18 protein-coding genes are annotated in these 17328 nt (G+C 64.3%); 16 read left to right on the plus strand and 2 right to left on the minus strand.

Features of this window, described 5'->3' with window-relative positions:
* The 6 genes from G4223_RS08195 to G4223_RS08220 all read left to right on the plus strand — a co-directional run.
* Positions 1–283 (plus strand): hypothetical protein (locus G4223_RS08195; RefSeq protein ID WP_420844440.1); only part of this gene is annotated, 283 nt, incomplete at its 5' end.
* Between the two features lie 23 nt (positions 284–306).
* On the plus strand, positions 307–1263 hold the full coding sequence (locus G4223_RS08200) for a CheR family methyltransferase (protein ID WP_163677660.1): 957 nt from the start codon (positions 307–309) through the stop codon (positions 1261–1263).
* Positions 1260–1889 (plus strand): chemoreceptor glutamine deamidase CheD, encoded by a 630-nt coding sequence (gene cheD / locus G4223_RS08205; protein WP_163677663.1) that lies wholly within the window; start codon positions 1260–1262, stop codon positions 1887–1889. The genes G4223_RS08200 and cheD overlap by 4 nt, the downstream gene beginning before the upstream one ends.
* A gap of 11 nt (positions 1890–1900) precedes the next feature.
* Complete coding sequence (locus G4223_RS08210) at positions 1901–2965, plus strand: protein-glutamate methylesterase/protein-glutamine glutaminase (RefSeq protein WP_163677666.1); 1065 nt, start codon at positions 1901–1903, stop codon at positions 2963–2965.
* Positions 2966–2969: 4 nt separating this feature from the next.
* Positions 2970–3464: a hypothetical protein gene (locus tag G4223_RS08215; RefSeq protein ID WP_163677668.1), complete on the plus strand. Its 495-nt coding sequence runs from the start codon at positions 2970–2972 to the stop codon at positions 3462–3464.
* A gap of 142 nt (positions 3465–3606) precedes the next feature.
* Entirely contained in the window at positions 3607–5868 is a 2262-nt protein-coding gene (locus G4223_RS08220) for a methyl-accepting chemotaxis protein (protein ID WP_163677671.1), read from the plus strand.
* A gap of 4 nt (positions 5869–5872) precedes the next feature.
* On the opposite strand, the gene G4223_RS08225 is transcribed toward G4223_RS08220, so the two are convergent.
* A complete protein-coding gene (locus G4223_RS08225; RefSeq protein ID WP_163677674.1) occupies positions 5873–6706 on the minus strand; it encodes a division plane positioning ATPase MipZ in 834 nt (277 codons plus the stop codon).
* A 91-nt stretch (positions 6707–6797) separates the two neighbouring features.
* Here G4223_RS08225 and G4223_RS08230 point away from each other — a divergent pair, with 91 nt between their 5' ends.
* Both G4223_RS08230 and G4223_RS08235 read left to right on the plus strand, forming a co-directional pair.
* Positions 6798–9176 carry a PAS domain S-box protein gene (locus tag G4223_RS08230; protein WP_163677677.1) on the plus strand — a complete coding sequence of 793 codons (2379 nt, stop codon included), beginning with the start codon at positions 6798–6800 and terminating at the stop codon, positions 9174–9176.
* A 40-nt stretch (positions 9177–9216) separates the two neighbouring features.
* The gene (locus G4223_RS08235) at positions 9217–9588 is read left to right on the plus strand and encodes a response regulator transcription factor (protein ID WP_163677680.1); all 372 of its coding nucleotides are present in this window, start codon (positions 9217–9219) and stop codon (positions 9586–9588) included.
* 38 nt (positions 9589–9626) lie between these two features.
* Here G4223_RS08235 and G4223_RS08240 read toward each other — a convergent pair whose 3' ends face one another.
* On the minus strand, positions 9627–10694 hold the full coding sequence (locus G4223_RS08240) for a hypothetical protein (protein ID WP_163677683.1): 1068 nt from the start codon (positions 10692–10694) through the stop codon (positions 9627–9629).
* A gap of 181 nt (positions 10695–10875) precedes the next feature.
* Here G4223_RS08240 and G4223_RS08245 point away from each other — a divergent pair, with 181 nt between their 5' ends.
* From G4223_RS08245 to G4223_RS08280, 8 genes are all read left to right on the plus strand, one after another.
* A complete protein-coding gene (locus G4223_RS08245) occupies positions 10876–11790 on the plus strand; it encodes an ABC transporter permease subunit (RefSeq protein ID WP_163677686.1) in 915 nt (304 codons plus the stop codon).
* 1 nt (position 11791) lies between these two features.
* Positions 11792–13060, plus strand: a complete 1269-nt coding sequence (gene livM, locus G4223_RS08250) for a high-affinity branched-chain amino acid ABC transporter permease LivM (protein ID WP_163677690.1) — start codon at positions 11792–11794, stop codon at positions 13058–13060.
* Positions 13057–13908: an ABC transporter ATP-binding protein gene (locus tag G4223_RS08255; protein WP_163677693.1), complete on the plus strand. Its 852-nt coding sequence runs from the start codon at positions 13057–13059 to the stop codon at positions 13906–13908. Before livM ends, G4223_RS08255 begins: the two co-directional genes overlap by 4 nt.
* The gene (locus G4223_RS08260) at positions 13908–14627 is read left to right on the plus strand and encodes an ABC transporter ATP-binding protein (RefSeq protein ID WP_163677697.1); all 720 of its coding nucleotides are present in this window, start codon (positions 13908–13910) and stop codon (positions 14625–14627) included. Before G4223_RS08255 ends, G4223_RS08260 begins: the two co-directional genes overlap by 1 nt.
* Entirely contained in the window at positions 14624–14965 is a 342-nt protein-coding gene (locus tag G4223_RS08265) for a DUF6867 family protein (RefSeq protein ID WP_163677699.1), read from the plus strand. Before G4223_RS08260 ends, G4223_RS08265 begins: the two co-directional genes overlap by 4 nt.
* A gap of 124 nt (positions 14966–15089) precedes the next feature.
* Entirely contained in the window at positions 15090–16202 is a 1113-nt protein-coding gene (locus G4223_RS08270; RefSeq protein WP_163677702.1) for a branched-chain amino acid ABC transporter substrate-binding protein, read from the plus strand.
* Between the two features lie 75 nt (positions 16203–16277).
* On the plus strand, positions 16278–16592 hold the full coding sequence (locus G4223_RS08275) for a hypothetical protein (RefSeq protein ID WP_163677705.1): 315 nt from the start codon (positions 16278–16280) through the stop codon (positions 16590–16592).
* 174 nt (positions 16593–16766) lie between these two features.
* Positions 16767–17327: a rhodanese-like domain-containing protein gene (locus tag G4223_RS08280; protein WP_163677708.1), complete on the plus strand. Its 561-nt coding sequence runs from the start codon at positions 16767–16769 to the stop codon at positions 17325–17327.
* Position 17328: the final 1 nt, after the last annotated feature.

The raw sequence follows: 17328 nt of genomic DNA on the forward strand, positions 1-17328 counted from the left end.
GCGCGAACTGAACACCTTGATGGGCTTCTTCCAGGTGGGCGAGCAATCCCGTGCCGTGGCCTCCACCAAGACGGAGACGCGCAAGCCGACCGCCAAGGCCGACGCGGCGAAGCCAACCGCTTCGACCAAGCCGGCGGCGGTGAAACCGGCGGCCAAGGCGGCACCGGCACAGCGCAGCCATCTGGCCAAGCTGCATTCCAAACAAACCCAAGCCGCGACCCCAGCACCTTCGGCAACCGCCGCAACCAACGGGACGTCGGGAGAGGATTGGGCCGAGTTTTGAAATCTTAATAATTTCTGCTAAGAATGGTTGGGCCCTGCCGGCATCGTCGGCGGGGCCCATTATTGAGGGGTGCCCAATTATTGGGGGGTGCCCCATTATTGGGGGGTGAATGCGTGCAGCAACGGGCCGACGCAGTGGCTGAGAACGGCCATCGCCGGGAATTCGAGCTGGGCGACGACGAATTCCGTTTTCTTGCCGGCTTCATGTCGCGCGAGACCGGAATTGTACTTTCCGATCACAAGCGCCAGATGGTTTGCGGCAGACTGGTGAAACGCCTGCGGGCCCTTCACCTGCGGTCTTTCGCGGAATACGTGGAGTTGTTGCAGGGACCGGGGGCAAACGCCGAGATCGAGAATCTGGTCAACGCCATCACCACCAACATCACCAACTTCTTCCGCGAACCGCATCATTTTCATTTCCTGCATGACCACATCTTGGCATCGCGCGTCGCCGAAAGGCCCCGCCGGCCGCGTGTCCGCATCTGGTCGGCGGGCTGTTCCTCGGGCGAGGAACCCTATTCCATCGCCATGACCATGGCCGACGTCCTGAAACCAAACGACGGCTGGGACGCGCTGATTCTCGCCACCGACATCGACACCAATGTCCTGCGTCGGGCCGAAGCCGGCCTCTATCCGGCCGAAGCGCTCAAACATATTCCTGAGAGCTATCGCAAACGCTTTGTCCGTCGTGTCCCCGGAGACCACGACAAGATTCAGATGGCCGAGGAATTACGCACACTTATTCGTTTCCGGCGATTGAACCTGCACGACGACTGGCCGATGAAAGGCCTGTTCGACGTCATCTTTTGCCGCAACGTCGCCATTTATTTCGACAAGCCGACGCAGAGGAAACTGTTCAACCGTTACGCGGACTATCTGAACATTGGTGGAATGCTGTATCTTGGCCATGCCGAGTCCTTGATCGGTGTCACCGACCGGTTCGAGGTGGCGGACAAGACCGTTTACAGGCGGATCAAATGAACGGGAACGGGGTCTGGGGGGCCCAAGCCGACGAGGCGGAACGCCGACGCTGGTTTGATCCCACTTTCAAGATCATGGCGATCAAGGTGCTGCCGGGCGAGCATTATGTCTCGACCGCCGGACAGGAGATGATCGTCACCGTCCTTGGTTCCTGCGTCGCCGCCTGCGTCTGGGACACCCGGCTCAAGATCGGCGGCATGAACCATTTCATGTTGCCCGATTCGGGGTCCGATGTGCCGGTGGACAAGGCCATGCGCTTCGGCAACTTCGCCATGGAAGAGTTGATCAATGACGTTCTGCGCCGTGGCGGGCGGCGCGATTCCATGGAAATCAAGGTGTTCGGCGCCGGCAACGTCTTGCCCGGCGTGGGCACCGCCACGGCCTCGGTCGGCGACCGCAACGCCAATTTCGTCCGCCGTTATCTGCGCGAGGAAGGCTACCGCATCGCCGCCGAGGATTTGGGAGGCCCCCACCCCCGGCGTATCCACTTCTTCCCACGCCTGGGCAAGGTGATCCGGCTGTTCCTCAAGAAGGACGTGGAACGCGCGGTGGTCAACCGCGAAATCTCGTATCGCACCCGCCTCCAGACCGTCGAGGTCGAGGGCGACGTCGAATTGTTCACCTGAGGGGACGCGCCATGACCACGCCGCGCGTCCGCGTCCTTATCATCGACGATTCCGCCCTGATGCGGCAAATGCTGAACGCCATCCTGTCGTCCGATCCGGCCGTCGAGGTGGTGGGCACCGCCCCCGACCCCATCGTCGCCCGCGAGAAGATCAAGGCGCTCAACCCCGACGTCCTGACGCTGGATGTGGAAATGCCACGCATGGATGGGCTGGCGTTCCTGGAAAAGCTGATGACGCTTCGCCCCATGCCGGTGGTGATGGTGTCTTCGCTGACCGAAAAGGGCGCCGAAGTCACCATGAAGGCCATGGAACTGGGCGCGGTCGACGTATTTTGCAAACCCACCGATTCCGCGACCGGCGGACTTCAGGCCCATGGCCGCGAACTGATCGACAAGGTGCGCGCCGCCGCCCATGCCCGCGTGCGGGCGCTCAGCGACCGCCGTCCGGTCGCGACGGCGCCGCGCCTGTCGGTGACCACCATCTACAAGTCCACCGACCGTCTGGTGGCCATCGGCTCAAGCACCGGCGGGGTCGAAGCCTTGCGCGACATCGTCCTGGCGCTGCCGCCCGACTCGCCGCCCGTGGTCTGCACCCAGCATATCCCCCCGAAATTCTCGGCCAGTTTTGCCGAGCGGCTGAACGGCATGGCGGCGGTGCGGGTCAAGGAAGCCGCCGACGGCGACCGCGTCGTGGCCGGCCACGTCTACATCGCGCCGGGCGATCAACACATGGAGGTTCGCCGCTCCGGCGCCGCCCTGGTGATCCACCTGCACGATGGCCCGCTGGTCACCGGGCACAAGCCCAGTGTCGACGTGCTGTTCCGTTCGGTGGCCGAGGCCTGCGGATCAAAGGCGGTTGGCGTCATCCTGACCGGCATGGGCCGCGATGGCGCTGACGGATTGCTGGCCATGCGCCGGGCTGGCGCCGCCACCATTGGCCAGGACGAAACAAGTTGTGTGGTTTACGGCATGCCGAAATCGGCGCGCGAGTTGGGGGCGGTGGAACGCGAACTTCCCCTCTCGCGCATCGCCGAGGAAATCCTTAGGCTGTGCCACGCCGACGTGACGAGGACATGAATAGATGAACGACAGCACCTGTACCCGCCTGTTGGAATTGCTGGCCCGTTGGCAGGCGTTTTCCGAGTTGCAGCAACGCGCCTTCGAATTCCTGGCGGCCGAGGCCGTGGCGACAGGGCAGGAATTCGAACATTCCACCGATGGCGCGACCTCGGTCCTGACCCGTATCGGCCAGTTCGCTGGGGAAAGCGCCGCCGGCGACCTGCAAGCGGAAACCTTTCAGGTGGTGCAGAAACTTCAGTCGGCCGACCGCTCGCGCCAGGGCCTGGAACAGGTGGCGTCGGTGCTGCACACCTTGCGCAACCAGCACGCCGAATTGGTGAGCGCCACCCGCGACACCGCCCATGTGCCGGAAACCGAGCACATGCTGAATGCCTGGATCGACTCCATGGCCAGCAACGTCAATCTGGCGGACTGGCGCCGCCGCCTGGTGGACGCCCTGCACGGCAGAGCACCGTCACCCATCGCCCCCGCAGCGGACGAAGACGAGTTATTCTAAAATAAACATACCATAACCAACACAGCAATATGCGCGCATGTGATAAATATGTAACATTACTGTAATTATAGCATTATACCTTCAAACTATAAGCTCCCCTTCCAAAGAGCGATTCTCGCAGCCGCCTTGGGAGGGGGGACCGATGCAGAGGATTTTGGCGCGTTTTCCACTGAAATTTCAAATCGGCGCCATCGTCACCACGGCCATCCTCATTTTCGCCGTGGTCGCGGCAGGAGTATTCTTCAGTTCCTCGCTCCAGGCCGATCTGGCGGATCAGGCTGGTGCCGCCACCCGCCTCAAGGATGAATCCGGCGCCCTCGCCTTTGCCTTGCTGGATGCCCGCCGCCGGGAAAAGGACTTCCTGGCACGGCGCACCGACAAGGAAGTGGCCAACCACGGCCACAGCCTGGATGACGCGCGCTCCCGCCTGGACGCCATCGCCGCCGCCGCCCCCGACAGCGTCACCGCCATTCGGCCCTTGCTGGAATCCTACGCTGCCACTTTCGCGACCACGGTAACGGAACAGCGCCGCATCGGCTTCAGCGAAAACGACGGCTTGATGGGAAGCCTGCGCGGCTCGGTCCACCAAGTGGAAGAAGCGCTGAAAGCCCACAACGAATTATCGCTGGCCGTACTGATGCTCCAGATGCGCCGGCACGAAAAAGACTTCCTGGCCCGCCGCGATCCCAAATATCAGGCTGAAATGAACAAACGAGCGGCCGAATTCGCCACCGCCCTGGCCTCTTCGTCCCTGCCGCTCGCCATCCGCGACGACATCACCGCCAAGATGGCTGTCTACCACCAGGATTTCGCCGCTCTAGTCCAAGCGACCCTGAGGCTGAGCGACCTGATCTCGGACCTGTCCGGGCTGTACAGCCGGATGGAGCCCCTGGTCGAGACCTTGACCATCCAGGCCACCGACACCGCCCGCGCCGCCGAAAACGAAAAGACACGGATCGACGCCATCGCCCGTCGCGGCCTTGCCGTGGCGCTGGGCCTGGGAACCTTGGCGCTGGCCGTGCTGGGCGCGGCCATCGCCCACGGCATCTACACTCCCTTAGCGCGCATGGCCAAGGTGATGGAGCGGTTGGCTGAAGGCGAACTGGAAGTCGAGGTGCCGTCGCGCGACCGCGCCGACGAAGTGGGGACCATGGCCCACGCCGTCCAGGTCTTCAAGATCAACGCCCAGCAAGCCGAACTGATCCGCGCCGCCCAGGAACAGGAACGCGCGCGCGCCGAAGCCGAGAAACTGGCGGCGTTGCGCGCCATGGCCGACACGGTCGAACATGAAACCCGCGCGGCGGTGGACCGGGTGGCCGACCACACCGGCGCCATGCGGAACAACGCCGGCGAGATGGCCCATTCCGCCCAGATGGTCAGCGTCAGCTCGCAAAGCGTCGCCGCCGCCGCCGCCCAAGCCCTGGCCAACGTCCAAAACGTCGCTTCGGCGTCGGAAGAACTGTCCTCTTCCATCGCCGAGATCGGCAACCAGGTGGAATCGGCCGGCACCATCACCCGCCGCGCCGTCAATTCGGCGGAAACCGCCCAGAACACCATCTCCCGCCTGGCCGACGCCGTCGCCCATATCGGCGAAATGGCCCAGATGATCGGCGACATCGCCAACCAGACCAACCTGTTGGCGCTGAACGCCACCATCGAGGCGGCCCGCGCCGGCGACGCCGGCAAGGGCTTCGCCGTGGTTGCCGGCGAAGTCAAAAGTCTGGCCACCCAGACCACCCGCGCGACCGAGGACATCGGCACCCAGATCGTTGCCATCCAGACCACCACGACCGAGGCGGTTCAGGCGGTCTCAAGCATCGTCGCCGCCATCCGCGACGTTGACGGCATTTCCCAGGGCATCGCCGCCGCCATCGAGCAGCAAGGCGCGGCAACCCTTGAAATCGCCCGCAACGTCACCCAAACCTCGGACGCCGCCCAAGAGGTTTCGCTTCGCATCACCAGCGTCTCCGACGAAGCCGCGGCGTCGGGCCAACGCGCCGGTCAGGTCAGATCCGTATCCGAGGAGATGGCGGAAGCCATCGAACACTTGCGTCACACCCTGGTCCGTACCGTCCGTACCGCCACCCGCGAGGTGGACCGCCGTGCCCTTCCCCGCTACCGGCTGGACATGCCGGCGGTGCTGACGCTGGAAAGCGGCGCCATCGACATTCATGTCGAGGATTGTTCGGAAGGTGGGGCCACAATCGCCCTGAACGGCGCCGATACGATCACCACCGGTCAGCGCCTGACCCTGTCCGTCCCCGGCCTGGGCGGCGACTTGCCGGCCGAGGTGGTGGCGGTGGAAGACGGCCACGCCCACTTGCATTTCGCCCTGGACCAAGCCGCCGCCCAAACTTTCCACGACCGCGTCGCCAAACTCGCGGCCGAGCAACCGGCGGCATGAGGACCTACAAACGGTCCAGCCGGTCGTTGACCCGTGGCAGCCACAGATTGGCCAGCAACGAGGTGACCTCGGCCCGCGCCGCCTCGTGCGATTTGGTCAGTTCCAGGTCGATCCCCGACTGGCGCAGATCAAGCACGGTCAAGCCCCACAGGAACAGATAGCGGTAGATCACACGCTCGCCGAATCCCTCGGCCAGACGGAACCCCAACACCTTCTGCATCTTGGGCAGAACCTCGGCCATCTTCTTCTTGTTGCGGTCGGCCAGGGCCGAAAGACGCGAACGGGTCACCAGCCAGTCGATCCCCGCCTTGTGAGTCCGGCGGCGTTCCTGGCGCAGTTCCCACACCAGCTTGGAATAGACCCCGGCCTGTTTCAGTTCCCAGGTCACCGGGTCCAACTGCCCCAACAGGTCAAGGTCGAGCAGGCTGTCGTTGATGGGGGTGACCAAGGTGTCGGCCACGGTGTGGGCGTGACGCGCCAACGCCACGTCGGAGCCGGGACAGTCGACCACCACGAAATCACAGCTATCCATGAACTCGGCCAGTTGCGAATCGAAGGCGGCCCGTTCCTCGGCCACCGCCTGAGCCTTCAATTCCGCCGCAGACGGCATCACCACCCCGAAGCGCGGCATGGGCAACCCCACCTTGGTTCGGTCCACCCAGGCTTGACGGTTGGTGACATAGCGCCCCAAGGATTGCTGGCGATGATCCAGGTCCAGGCATCCGACCTTGAAGCCCATGCGCAACAACCCCACCGCCAGATGCATGGCGACCGTAGTCTTGCCCGAGCCACCCTTTTCGTTGCCGATGACGATGATATGGGCGCCATGCCCGGCCATGACCGATCCGTCCGCTCTATCCCTTTGCCGTCGGCATGCTACACTATCTTCGGCCCCTTACCATTCCTCCATCGCGCGAGTTCCGGTCCGCATGCCGTTTTCCTCGTCCGCCGCCTCCGAAGCCAGCCCGCTTTTTTCCGAACGTCTGGCCGAGGTCATGGCGGATCTGTCATGCGTGCTGTTTCGCCGCGAACTTTCGCCGGACGGCGTGATCCGTTATCCCTGGATATCGCCCAACGTCCGCGACATCTTCGGCTACGACGCCAGCGAGATGACGGTAACCAGCAAGGGCGCGCTGAACGCCATCCACTGGGCCGACCGCGACGCCCACGTCGCCGCCGTGCTGCGCTCCGGCTTCGCCATGAGCCGATGCCAGGAAGCCTTTCGCGCCGTCACCGCCGCCGGAGAAACCCGCTGGCTTCGCGGCTCGTCCTCGCCGCTGCGGCTGGAAGACGGCACCATCGTCTGGGACGGCGCCTGGATCGACATCAGCCCGTGGATGCGGGCCGAACACCAGTTCCAGACGGTCATGGACCACGCCGAAGACGTGATCCTGACGCTGGACGCCAGAAACGGCATCGACTGGGCCAATTCCGCCGCCGAACGGCTGTTCGGGTGGCGACTGGACGAAATGCTGGGGTTGTGCCTCAGCCACCTTCTGGCCACGCCCTGCGGCTCCAGCACCACCCATCTGGCGGAATGCGCCCAAAGCGACGTGGTTCAATGCTTCCCGCGCGGCACCCAGGAAACCATGGTTCGGCGCAAGGATGGCACCACGTTTCCGTTCGAGATGACGGTTTCCGAAGTGCGCTCCGACGGCCGCCTGTCGCTGATCGTCATCGGCCGCGACATCACCCGGCGCAAGGCCACCGAACTGATGCTCGAGGAAACCGAGCGGCGGCTGCGCTCGATCGCCTCGAACCTGCCGGGCGTGGTGTTCCAGCGCGTCCTCGATCCCGACGGAACCTTCGCCTACCCCTATGTTTCCGAGGGCATCGAGGAAATCCTGGGCTGCGAGGCGGCCGACATCGTGTTCGATTCGTCGATCCTGTTCGACGCCATGCTGGATGCCGACCGCGAGCGGCTGCTGCATGACCTCCTGGTGTCGGCCGACACCTTGGAACCGGTGGACGAGGACGTCCGGGTGGTCGGCGCCGACGCCCGCACCCACTGGCTGTCGGGCCAGTCGCGACCACGACGGCGCGGCGAGTCCATTGTGTGGGATGGGCTGATCCTCGACGTCACCGACGAGGTCGAGGAACGGCTGCGGGCCGAACTGGCTGTCCGCGAAAGCGAGGAACGCTTCCGCATGGCGTTCGACGCCTCGTTGCAAGGGGTCGCGGTGGTCGCCGCGGATGGAACCATCCGTCAGGTCAACCCCGCCTTTTCCCGCATCGTCGGCAGCGAAGGCGTGTCGCTGGCCGGTTTCAACATCCGTTTTTTCCTGGACAGCGAGCACCTGCCCGACGCCGGCCACCCCCAATCGCCGGGCCAGTCGTTCCAGTTCGAACATGACCAGATGTTGCCTGACGGCAGTTTGCGCCATTGGCGGGTCAGCGGCACCTCGTTCTCGGCCGCCTCGACCGATCAGGCGCCGTCGCTGCTGGTCAGCATCGATGACGTCACCGAACGCATCCAAGCCGCCGAGGAACGCCGGCAAATGGAAATGGCGCTGACCGAAGGCCAGAAACTCGAAGCCTTGGGCCGGCTGGCCGGCGGCGTCGCCCATGAACTCAACAACATGCTGGGACCGATCCTGATGGCGGCGGAAATGGTCACCCGCACCGCCGAACTTGACGCCAAGAACACCGAACGCTGTGGTCGCATCATCGAGGCGGCCAAACACGGCCGCGACATCGTGCGCAACGTTCTGGCCTATTGCCGCAAGGAACAAAAGGTCCTGTCGCACCTGGACATCGTCGCGGTGTTCCAGCAATTCTCGGGCTTGGTGGCGTCGATCCTGCCGCCTTCGGTCAAGGTTTCGAACCAGATCGGCCCGGAACGGGCCATGGTGGTGGGCGACGGCGGCCAGATCACTCAGGTCCTGCTCAACCTCGCGAACAACGCCCGCGACGCCATGGATGGCGAAGGCACCCTGACCCTGTCGCTCAACTTGGTGGCTGGCTGCGCACTGACCTCGGGTTCCACACCCGGTGGCCGGAACGGTGGGAAAAGATCCCCCTTCGCCAATTTGGACCACACCCTCACGTTTGTAGACATCCGCATCCGCGACACCGGCTGCGGCATGCTGCCGGAAGTGGCCGCCAAGATTTTCGACCCGTTCTTCACCACCAAGCCGGTTGGCCAGGGAACGGGTCTGGGACTTTCGGTGGTGCAAGGCATCATCAAGGGCATGGGCGGCGCCATCGGTGTCACTTCGACCCCCGGCCAGGGCAGCGAATTCCGCATCGTCTTGCCCCTGGTCGAAACAGAGATAGACGCAAGCCATCTTGCCCGCCCCGAGCTTTAGGGGTATCACCGCTAGGACCAGGACCGCAACAGAGGCCCCCATGAGTCGGATCTTGATCGTCGAAGACACCCCCCTGATGCGCGATTCCCTGGTGGACGTGCTGACCGCCAGCGGGCACGAGGTGACCACCGCCGACAACGGCCTGAACGCGGTCGAAATGATCGCCGACGGCGCCGAATTCGACGCCATCATCACCGACATCATCATGCCCGAGATGGATGGCATTCAAGCCATCATGGAAATCCAGAGCATGCAGCCCCACGCCCGCATCATCGCCATTTCCGGCGGCAGCGCCCGCATGGAAAAGGCCCAGGGGCTCGAGACGGCCCGCCGTCTGGGCGCCGTCGCCGTGCTGGAAAAGCCGTTCGAGGTGGACACCTTGCTGACCGCCGTGGATGCGGCCCTGGCCTGACGCCAATGGCCTGACGCCAATCGGGCCGCAGACGGGAATCAGACCTTGATCTGACGGCGGGCCTGGGCTTCCGCGGTCTTGCGTGCCATGAACTCGGCACTGTCAATGGTCTGGATACAATAGGTCCAGTATTCCCGCGCCATCGCCAGAGAACTGGACATGGCCTGCTCGTCGGCAGCCGCCTCGGATTCCACGAAATGCTTGGCGGTGGCGGCGCTGGTGCCGCCAAAGGCCCGCCACGGCCGCCCCCCCTGCGACTTGGCCGGCGGCAACAGCTTGACCGCCTGGATTTCCCCCTTGGGGGCCGGCGCCACCTCGGCCGGACGCAGAATTTCCGAGAACCCCAGTTCTTCCCAACTGCACCAACGGGCATAGATCCATTCGCACAAGGTGTGGGTCCAATCGACGAAATCGTTACGGTCGGCGGCCGAAGCGAACTCGATCACATGCGGCGCGTAATTGTAGCTCAACTGAGCCCAGGCGCGGCCATCGGGGCTTTCCGAACGGGCGGCATAGCGATCCAACACCCGCTGGCGTGACAGATGGCGGTTGGCCTCAAGCACACTTGCCACCACCGCGCCATCCAGGCGTGCGCGTCGCGTGGCGTCGCCATTGGCCAGGTCGACGCCATGCACATGCGCCCCCATGCCGCCATGGGCGTCCCGATAGACACCGACCACAGGTTTCCCCAGATGTTGCGCAAGCGCGTCGAGGAAACGGCCGATGGTCATGGACGGGCGAGGTTCGGCCAACAACAGGTACAAATAGACTGGAGCCATGTCGGCGACGTCGGACGCCACCAGGGAATCCACCTCGGCTTCCGGCACCTCGTCGGCGACGGCATAGATGGAACCGTCGGGAAAGCCAAGATAGGCCCCGTCGATGGTGCCAACGGCGTCATCGACATAGGAATATTCCACCAGACGGAACGGCGCCAATTCGCGGAACACCGCGCGGTTGGCGGGATTGGCGGGCGCGCACGTCTCTCCCTCGGCCGCCTGGGCGGCAAGAAGATCATTGAAGTCCTGCACCGCCATGGCGGCGTCGATCCGAATTCGGATCACGTCGTCGCAGGCAGAAGTGTCGCAGTTCGTTTCCGCCGACATTATCCCCGCGCCTTGAAGCGCCCCGTTGCGTTTACACCCGATACGATCACTTTAGCAGACAACCCCACCCCAGACATCGTCTTTCGCACACATTTAGGCGATGTTTTGTTGACATGTCCGCCTTGTCGAGTAGCTTTTTCCAGCCCGCCCCCAAACAAACGGGCACAGCAGGGATGGACGAATGGAGTACTTCCTCCAGCAATTGATCAACGGGATCACCCTTGGCGCGATCTACGGCTTGATCGCCATTGGCTATACGATGGTTTACGGAATTATTGGCATGATCAATTTCGCCCATGGCGAAATCTACATGCTGGGGGCATTCATATCCCTGATTGCGTATCTGATCACCACCACCATCGGCGGCGGTTCGGTGGCCATCGGCCTGTTGGTGGCGTTGGCGGTGACCATGGTCTTCACCGCGTTGTGGGGATGGGCGGTCGAGCGCATCGCCTATCGGCCGTTGCGTGGCGCTCCCAAGTTGGCGCCCCTGATTTCCGCCATCGGCATGTCCATCGTGTTGCAGAATTTCACCCAGATCAGCCAGGGCGCGCGAGTCAAGCCGCTGCCGCCGGTGATCAAGGGCGGCGTCACCTTGATGCAATCCGAGCATTTCACCGTCAGCCTGTCCTACCTTCAGATCGCCATCGTGTTGTTGACGGTGGCTCTGATGGCGGCGTTCACCTGGGTCATCACCCGCACGCCGCTGGGCCGCGCCCAGCGCGCCACCGAACAGGACATGAAGATGGCTGCGCTGCTTGGAGTGAACGTCGACCGGGTGGTGTCGACCACCTTCGTCATCGGCGCGGCGCTGGCGGCGGTGGCGGGATTGATGGTGACGCTCTATTACGGCGTCATCGATTTCTACATCGGCTTCCTGGCTGGCATCAAAGCCTTCACCGCCGCCGTTCTGGGCGGCATCGGCAGCTTGCCCGGCGCCATGCTGGGGGGCTTGCTGATCGGCCTGATCGAGGCCTTGTGGTCCGGCTACTTCTCCATCGAATACAAGGACGTCGCGGCCTTCTCCATCCTCGTGCTGGTGCTTTTGTTCCGCCCCACCGGATTGCTGGGCCGGCCGGAAGTGGAGAAGATCTGAGATGGCGGCGACACGTTCCATCACTTGGCGCGGCGCCCTGACCGACGCTTTCGTCGGTGGTCTGGTGGCCGCCGCCCTGGCGCTGCCCATGCTGGGATTCCGGCTGGTCGATTCGGCCCTGGCCCTAAGCGTGGGGTTTCGCCTGGATTGGGTGTTGTGGGCGGCGCTGGTGGTCTTCGCCGGACGTCTGGCGCTCAACCTGCTGCGCATGACCGGCGGCTTGCCCGACCTGCGCCTGGGGGAACGGCTGAGTGCCCGCATGGGCAATACCCGGCACTGGGCCAGTTGGGCCATGATCGGCTTTGCCACCGTGCTGCCGTTCCTGCCGTTTTCCGACCGCAGCCTGGTGGACAAGGCGACCATGGTGCTGATCTACGTCATGCTGGGCTGGGGGCTCAACATCGTGGTCGGGCTGGCCGGCCTGCTGGATCTTGGTTTCGTCGCCTTCTACGCCGTCGGCGCCTATTCCTACGCTCTGCTTTCGACCACCTTCGGGTGGTCTTTTTGGGTGTGCCTGCCACTGGCCGGGCTGTTCGCCGCCGGTTTCGGCGTGGCGCTGGGCTTTCCGGTGTTGCGGCTGCGCGGCGACTATCTGGCCATCGTCACCTTGGGCTTCGGCGAAATCATCCGCGTCATCCTTCAGAACTGGCAGGACCTCACCGGCGGTCCGGCCGGCATCAGCGGCATCCCCCGCCCCACCCTGTTCGGCCTGCCGTTCCTGGCCCGCGCCCCCGAGGGGGGACAGACCTTCGCCGAATTCTTCGGCCTCAAGTTCTCGGGCGACCATCGCGTCATCTTCCTGTATTTCGTCATCCTGATGCTGGCGCTGTTGACCAACCTGTTCACGCTGCGCATCCGCCGGCTGCCGGTCGGCCGCGCCTGGGAAGCGCTGCGCGAGGACGAGATCGCCTGCCGCTCGCTGGGGCTGAACCCCACCACCATCAAGCTGTCGGCTTTCGCCACCGGCGCCATGTTCGCCGGCTTCGCCGGTTCGTTCTTCGCCACCCGCCAGGGCTTCATCAGCCCGGAAAGCTTTACCTTCATCGAATCGGCGGTGATCCTGGCCATCGTCGTGCTGGGCGGCATGGGCAGCCAGGTGGGGGTGGTGCTGGCGGCACTGTTGCTGGTCGGCCTGCCGGAATGGTTCCGTGAGCTTCAGCAATACCGCATGCTGGCCTTTGGCGGCGCCATGGTGCTGATCATGCTGTGGCGGCCATCGGGATTGTTGTCCAGCCGCAGCCCGACCATCAGCCTGGGAGGCGGCAAATGACCGCAACCCGCCCGCCGCTGCTGGAGGTCGAGCACGTCACCATGCGCTTCGGCGGCCTGTTCGCCGTCAACGACCTGTCCTTCTCCGCCGCCCGGAAACAGATCACCGCGGTCATCGGCCCCAACGGCGCCGGCAAGACCACGCTGTTCAACTGCATCACCGGCTTCTACAAGCCGCAGGTGGGACGCATGGCGCTCCACCATGACGACGGCCCGGTGCTGCTGGAACGCCTCGACGACCACCGGATCGCCAGCCGGGCGCGGGTGGCGCGCACCTTTCAGAACATCCGCCTGTTCGCCCGCATGAGCGTGCTGGAGAACCTGATCGTCGCCCAGCACCAGGACCTGATGAAGGCCAGCGCGTTCTCGCTGGCCGGCCTGTTGGGGCTTGCCCGCTATCACAAGGCCGAGAAAAAGGCGCTGGAACGTGCCCGCTATTGGCTGGACAAGGTGGGATTGCTGGACCATGCCGACGACGAGGCGGGATCGCTGCCTTACGGGTCGCAACGTCGCCTGGAAATCGCCCGCGCCATGTGCACCGATCCGGTGCTGTTGTGCCTGGACGAACCGGCGGCCGGGCTCAACCCTCGCGAATCGCACGAACTCAACGGCCTGCTGACCGGCATCCGCGACGAGCACGGCATCGGCCTGTTGCTGATCGAGCACGACATGAGCGTGGTCATGGGCATCTCGGATTGGGTGGTGGTGTTGGATTACGGCCGCAAGATCGCCGAGGACACCCCCGAACGGGTCCGTCGCGACCCGGCGGTGATCCGCGCCTATCTGGGCGAAGAGGAGAACGAGGATTTGCCGCCCGAAGTGGCCCGCGACGTCGAGGAGGATTCCTGATGCTGGCGGTCGAGAACCTGCATTCCGGCTATGGCCGTATCCAGGCGTTGCACGGCGTCGACGTCCATGTGGGCCAAGGTGAGATCGTCACCCTGATCGGCGCCAACGGCGCCGGCAAGACCACGCTGTTGATGACCATCTGCGGCAAGCCGCGCGCCAGCGCCGGCCGCGTGTTGCTGGACGGCCAGGACATCACCCAGCGCCCCATGCACGAAATCGCCCGTCTGGGCTTGGCCCACAGCCCCGAGGGGCGGCGTATCTTCGCCCGCATGAGCGTGCTCGAAAACCTGCAAATGGGCGCGGTGGTGGCCGATCCCCGCCATTTCGCCGACGACCTGGACCGCGTCCTGACGCTGTTCCCGCGTCTCAAAGAACGCTTGACCCAGCGCGGCGGAACGCTTTCCGGCGGCGAACAGCAGATGCTGGCCATCGGCCGCGCCCTGATGAGCCGGCCGCGCGTGCTGTTGCTGGACGAACCCAGCCTGGGGCTGGCGCCCCTGGTGGTCCGCCATATCTTCCAGTTGATCGAACAGATCAACCGCGACCAGGGCGTCACCGTCTTCCTGGTGGAACAAAACGCCTATCACGCGCTGAAACTGGCCCATCGCGGCTATGTCATGGTCAACGGCCGGGTAACCTTGTCGGGAAGCGGCGCCGAGTTGCTGGAGAACAAGGAAATCCGGGCCCATTACCTGGAAGGCGGGGTGATCGAGCAATGATGGAATCCCTTCCCGTCTTCATCGGCGTCACCGTCATCTTCATGGGGGGCTGCGCGTTCATGGCCGGTCAGGCGCTGGCCAACACATGGCGCCCCATGTGGCAGGTCTTCCCCTACGCCATCGGCCTGGCCCTGGCCGACCGTTTCCTGTGCTTCGCCCTGTTCGAGGCGCCGCTTTTGTCGCTGCCCGGTTTCCTGGCCGACGCCGCCGAACTGACGGCGGTGACCTTGGGGACCTATCGCATGACCCAGGCGCGGCGCATGGTGACGCAATATCCGTGGCTGTACCGTCGGGCCGGGCTGTTCGGCTGGCGTCCGGTGGGCGGGGCCGAGGAATAGTCTGCCCATTCGAAAGGCAAGATCAAAAAACAGGCGTGGACCCGCCCCCCCCCGCTGGTACACTCTTGCGACGGGACAAGGGGCATCCCGCCCCACAGGCTGGCTATCCGTAAAGGAGAACGGGATGAAAGTGGTGAGCACCCTGGCGAAAGCAACCTTCGGCGTGACCTTGGGACTGGCCCTGGCGACCGGTGCCGCCCGCGCCGAAATCCCGGTCGGCCTTGCCGGCCCGATGACCGGCCCCGAGGCTCAGTTCGGCGAACAGTTCAAGCGCGGCGCCATGAAGGCGGTCGAGGACATCAACGCCAAGGGCGGCGTGCTGGGCCAGAAGATCGAGCTGGTCATCGGCGACGACGCCTGCGACCCCAAACAGGCCCGTTCGGTGGCCGAGGACCTGTCGGCCAAGAAGGTCGCGGTGGTGATCGGCCACTTCTGTTCCGGCTCGTCGATCCCGGCGTCCGAGGTCTACCAGGAAAACGGCATTCCGCAGATCTCACCCGGTTCCACCAGCCCGAAATACACCGAACGCGGCATGGACAACGTGTTCCGCGTCTGTGGCCGCGACGACCAGCAAGGCGGTGTCGCCGCCGACTACCTGAGCAAGTTCAAGGGTAAGACGGTCGCCATCATCCACGACAAATCCGCCTACGGCAAAGGTCTGGCCGACGAGTTCAAGAAGGCGCTGAACGCCAAGGGCGTCGAGGAAGTCTTCTACGAAGCCATCACCGCCGGCGAGAAGGATTATTCCGCCCTGGTCACCAAGATCAAGGCGGCCAGGGTCGATTACCTGTTCCTCGGCGGTTACAAGACCGAGGGCGGCCTGATCGTGCGCCAGATGCGCGACCAGGGCGTGGCCACCACCCTGGTTGGCGGTGACGCCCTTCTGGTCGAGGAATACTGGGCCATCACCGGTCCGGCCGGCCAGGGCACCTTGGTCACCTTCAGCCCCGATCCGCGCCTGCTGCCGCAGAACGCCCAATTGGTGAAGTACTTCCGCGACCACAAGTACGAGCCCGAGACCTACACCCTTTACAGCTATGCCGCGCTGCAATCCTGGGCGCTGGCGGCGGAAAAGGCCAAGAGCGTCGATCCCGTCAAGGTCATGGCGACGCTGAAGTCCGGTGCCAAGTTCGACACGGTCATCGGCACCGTCGGTTTCGACGCCAAGGGCGACGTGGTCGGCCCGACCTATGTCGTCTACGTCTGGAAGGACGGCAAGTACACTTACGCGGAATAAGGGTCACACCCCTTTCGCTTTCATGACGGCTCGGGCCATGGCATCCTTTCGCGATCGCAAAACGCGGAGGATGCCATGGACGAGACCAAGCTGACCGCCGACCTTCCCACCATGAGTGTGGAAATCGTCCACCGCGCCACTCCCGACGGGCGCGGCGAAGCGGTAACCATCCAACTTAACGCCACCCCCGATTTTCGCTCGGCTCTGCCGCTGGTCGCCGGCATGGCCCAGTTGCCGCTGATGCTGGCGCAATCCTCGCCCAACGTCTCGCCGCTGGCGTGGTGGAACCAGGCCGCACAATCCATGATGGCTCCATGGATGGCACTGGCCCGCACCAATCCCTTCCTGGCCCTGCTGACCGATCCCGGTCAACCCGCCACGAAGGATTGAGCCCTCCCCCCACCCTCCTCCTTTCGGATAAGTTTTCTTTCGGGATACGGCCAAAACACGCTATCTTGCAGGTAGTTTCGGCCAACGAAGCAACGCGCGCCACGGTATAGGACGGGGTGGTCCCCGAGGCGCGGCGCGGCCGAGGCAGTGGACGGTACGAAGGGGGAAAGACGGATGATCGTTTTCCGTGATACGACGCACAGCAAACGCGCCCTGACACTGGCGGCGGCGATGAGCATGGCCTTGACCGCGGGAACCGCCCTGGCGGACGACCAGGGCGCCAACGTCTGCCGTGGCGACGGCTGCCTTCCGGGCATGTCGGCCAAGGAATGCCCTGGTGCCAAGTCGATTTCTCCGGCCGAGGCGAAGGCGCTGTTCCAGGCCAATCTGCCAGCCCTCAAGGCCGGCGGCAAATCGACCGAGATGGTCAACCTGTTCATCGACACCCGGACCCCGGCGCTTTACGCCAAGGGACACATTCCCGGCGCGGTGAACATGTCGGTCCCCGACAAGGCCTTCACCAAGGAGGCGCTGACCGCCGCCACCGGCGGCGCGGCCAAGCCGATCGTCATCTACTGCAATGGCGAGTACTGCCCCAACAGCTTCGTCGCCTGCCAGATGGCGCAGGGCTGGGGCTATGGCGGTCCGATCCATTATTTCTGGACCGGCATGGGCGCCAATGGCTGGGGATCGGTCAACGGTCCGGTGGTCCAGGGCGACAAGCCGGTCCCGTGAC

Origin of the sequence: Magnetospirillum aberrantis SpK (assembly GCF_011022235.1) — a bacterium.
Lineage (GTDB): Bacteria > Pseudomonadota > Alphaproteobacteria > Rhodospirillales > Magnetospirillaceae > Magnetospirillum > Magnetospirillum aberrantis.

Coding starts and splice junctions, on each gene's coding strand:
- G4223_RS08240 (WP_163677683.1), bottom strand. CDS start 10,694: ATGTCGGCGGAAACGAACTGCGACACTTCTGCCTGCGACGACGTGATC.
- G4223_RS08220 (WP_163677671.1), top strand. CDS start 3,607: ATGCAGAGGATTTTGGCGCGTTTTCCACTGAAATTTCAAATCGGCGCC.
- G4223_RS08265 (WP_163677699.1), top strand. CDS start 14,624: ATGATGGAATCCCTTCCCGTCTTCATCGGCGTCACCGTCATCTTCATG.
- G4223_RS08235 (WP_163677680.1), top strand. CDS start 9,217: ATGAGTCGGATCTTGATCGTCGAAGACACCCCCCTGATGCGCGATTCC.
- G4223_RS08270 (WP_163677702.1), top strand. CDS start 15,090: ATGAAAGTGGTGAGCACCCTGGCGAAAGCAACCTTCGGCGTGACCTTG.
- G4223_RS08255 (WP_163677693.1), top strand. CDS start 13,057: ATGACCGCAACCCGCCCGCCGCTGCTGGAGGTCGAGCACGTCACCATG.
- G4223_RS08225 (WP_163677674.1), bottom strand. CDS start 6,706: ATGGCCGGGCATGGCGCCCATATCATCGTCATCGGCAACGAAAAGGGT.
- G4223_RS08275 (WP_163677705.1), top strand. CDS start 16,278: ATGGACGAGACCAAGCTGACCGCCGACCTTCCCACCATGAGTGTGGAA.
- G4223_RS08215 (WP_163677668.1), top strand. CDS start 2,970: ATGAACGACAGCACCTGTACCCGCCTGTTGGAATTGCTGGCCCGTTGG.
- G4223_RS08260 (WP_163677697.1), top strand. CDS start 13,908: ATGCTGGCGGTCGAGAACCTGCATTCCGGCTATGGCCGTATCCAGGCG.
- cheD (WP_163677663.1), top strand. CDS start 1,260: ATGAACGGGAACGGGGTCTGGGGGGCCCAAGCCGACGAGGCGGAACGC.
- G4223_RS08280 (WP_163677708.1), top strand. CDS start 16,767: ATGATCGTTTTCCGTGATACGACGCACAGCAAACGCGCCCTGACACTG.
- G4223_RS08200 (WP_163677660.1), top strand. CDS start 307: ATGGTTGGGCCCTGCCGGCATCGTCGGCGGGGCCCATTATTGAGGGGT.
- livM (WP_163677690.1), top strand. CDS start 11,792: ATGGCGGCGACACGTTCCATCACTTGGCGCGGCGCCCTGACCGACGCT.
- G4223_RS08210 (WP_163677666.1), top strand. CDS start 1,901: ATGACCACGCCGCGCGTCCGCGTCCTTATCATCGACGATTCCGCCCTG.
- G4223_RS08230 (WP_163677677.1), top strand. CDS start 6,798: ATGCCGTTTTCCTCGTCCGCCGCCTCCGAAGCCAGCCCGCTTTTTTCC.
- G4223_RS08245 (WP_163677686.1), top strand. CDS start 10,876: ATGGAGTACTTCCTCCAGCAATTGATCAACGGGATCACCCTTGGCGCG.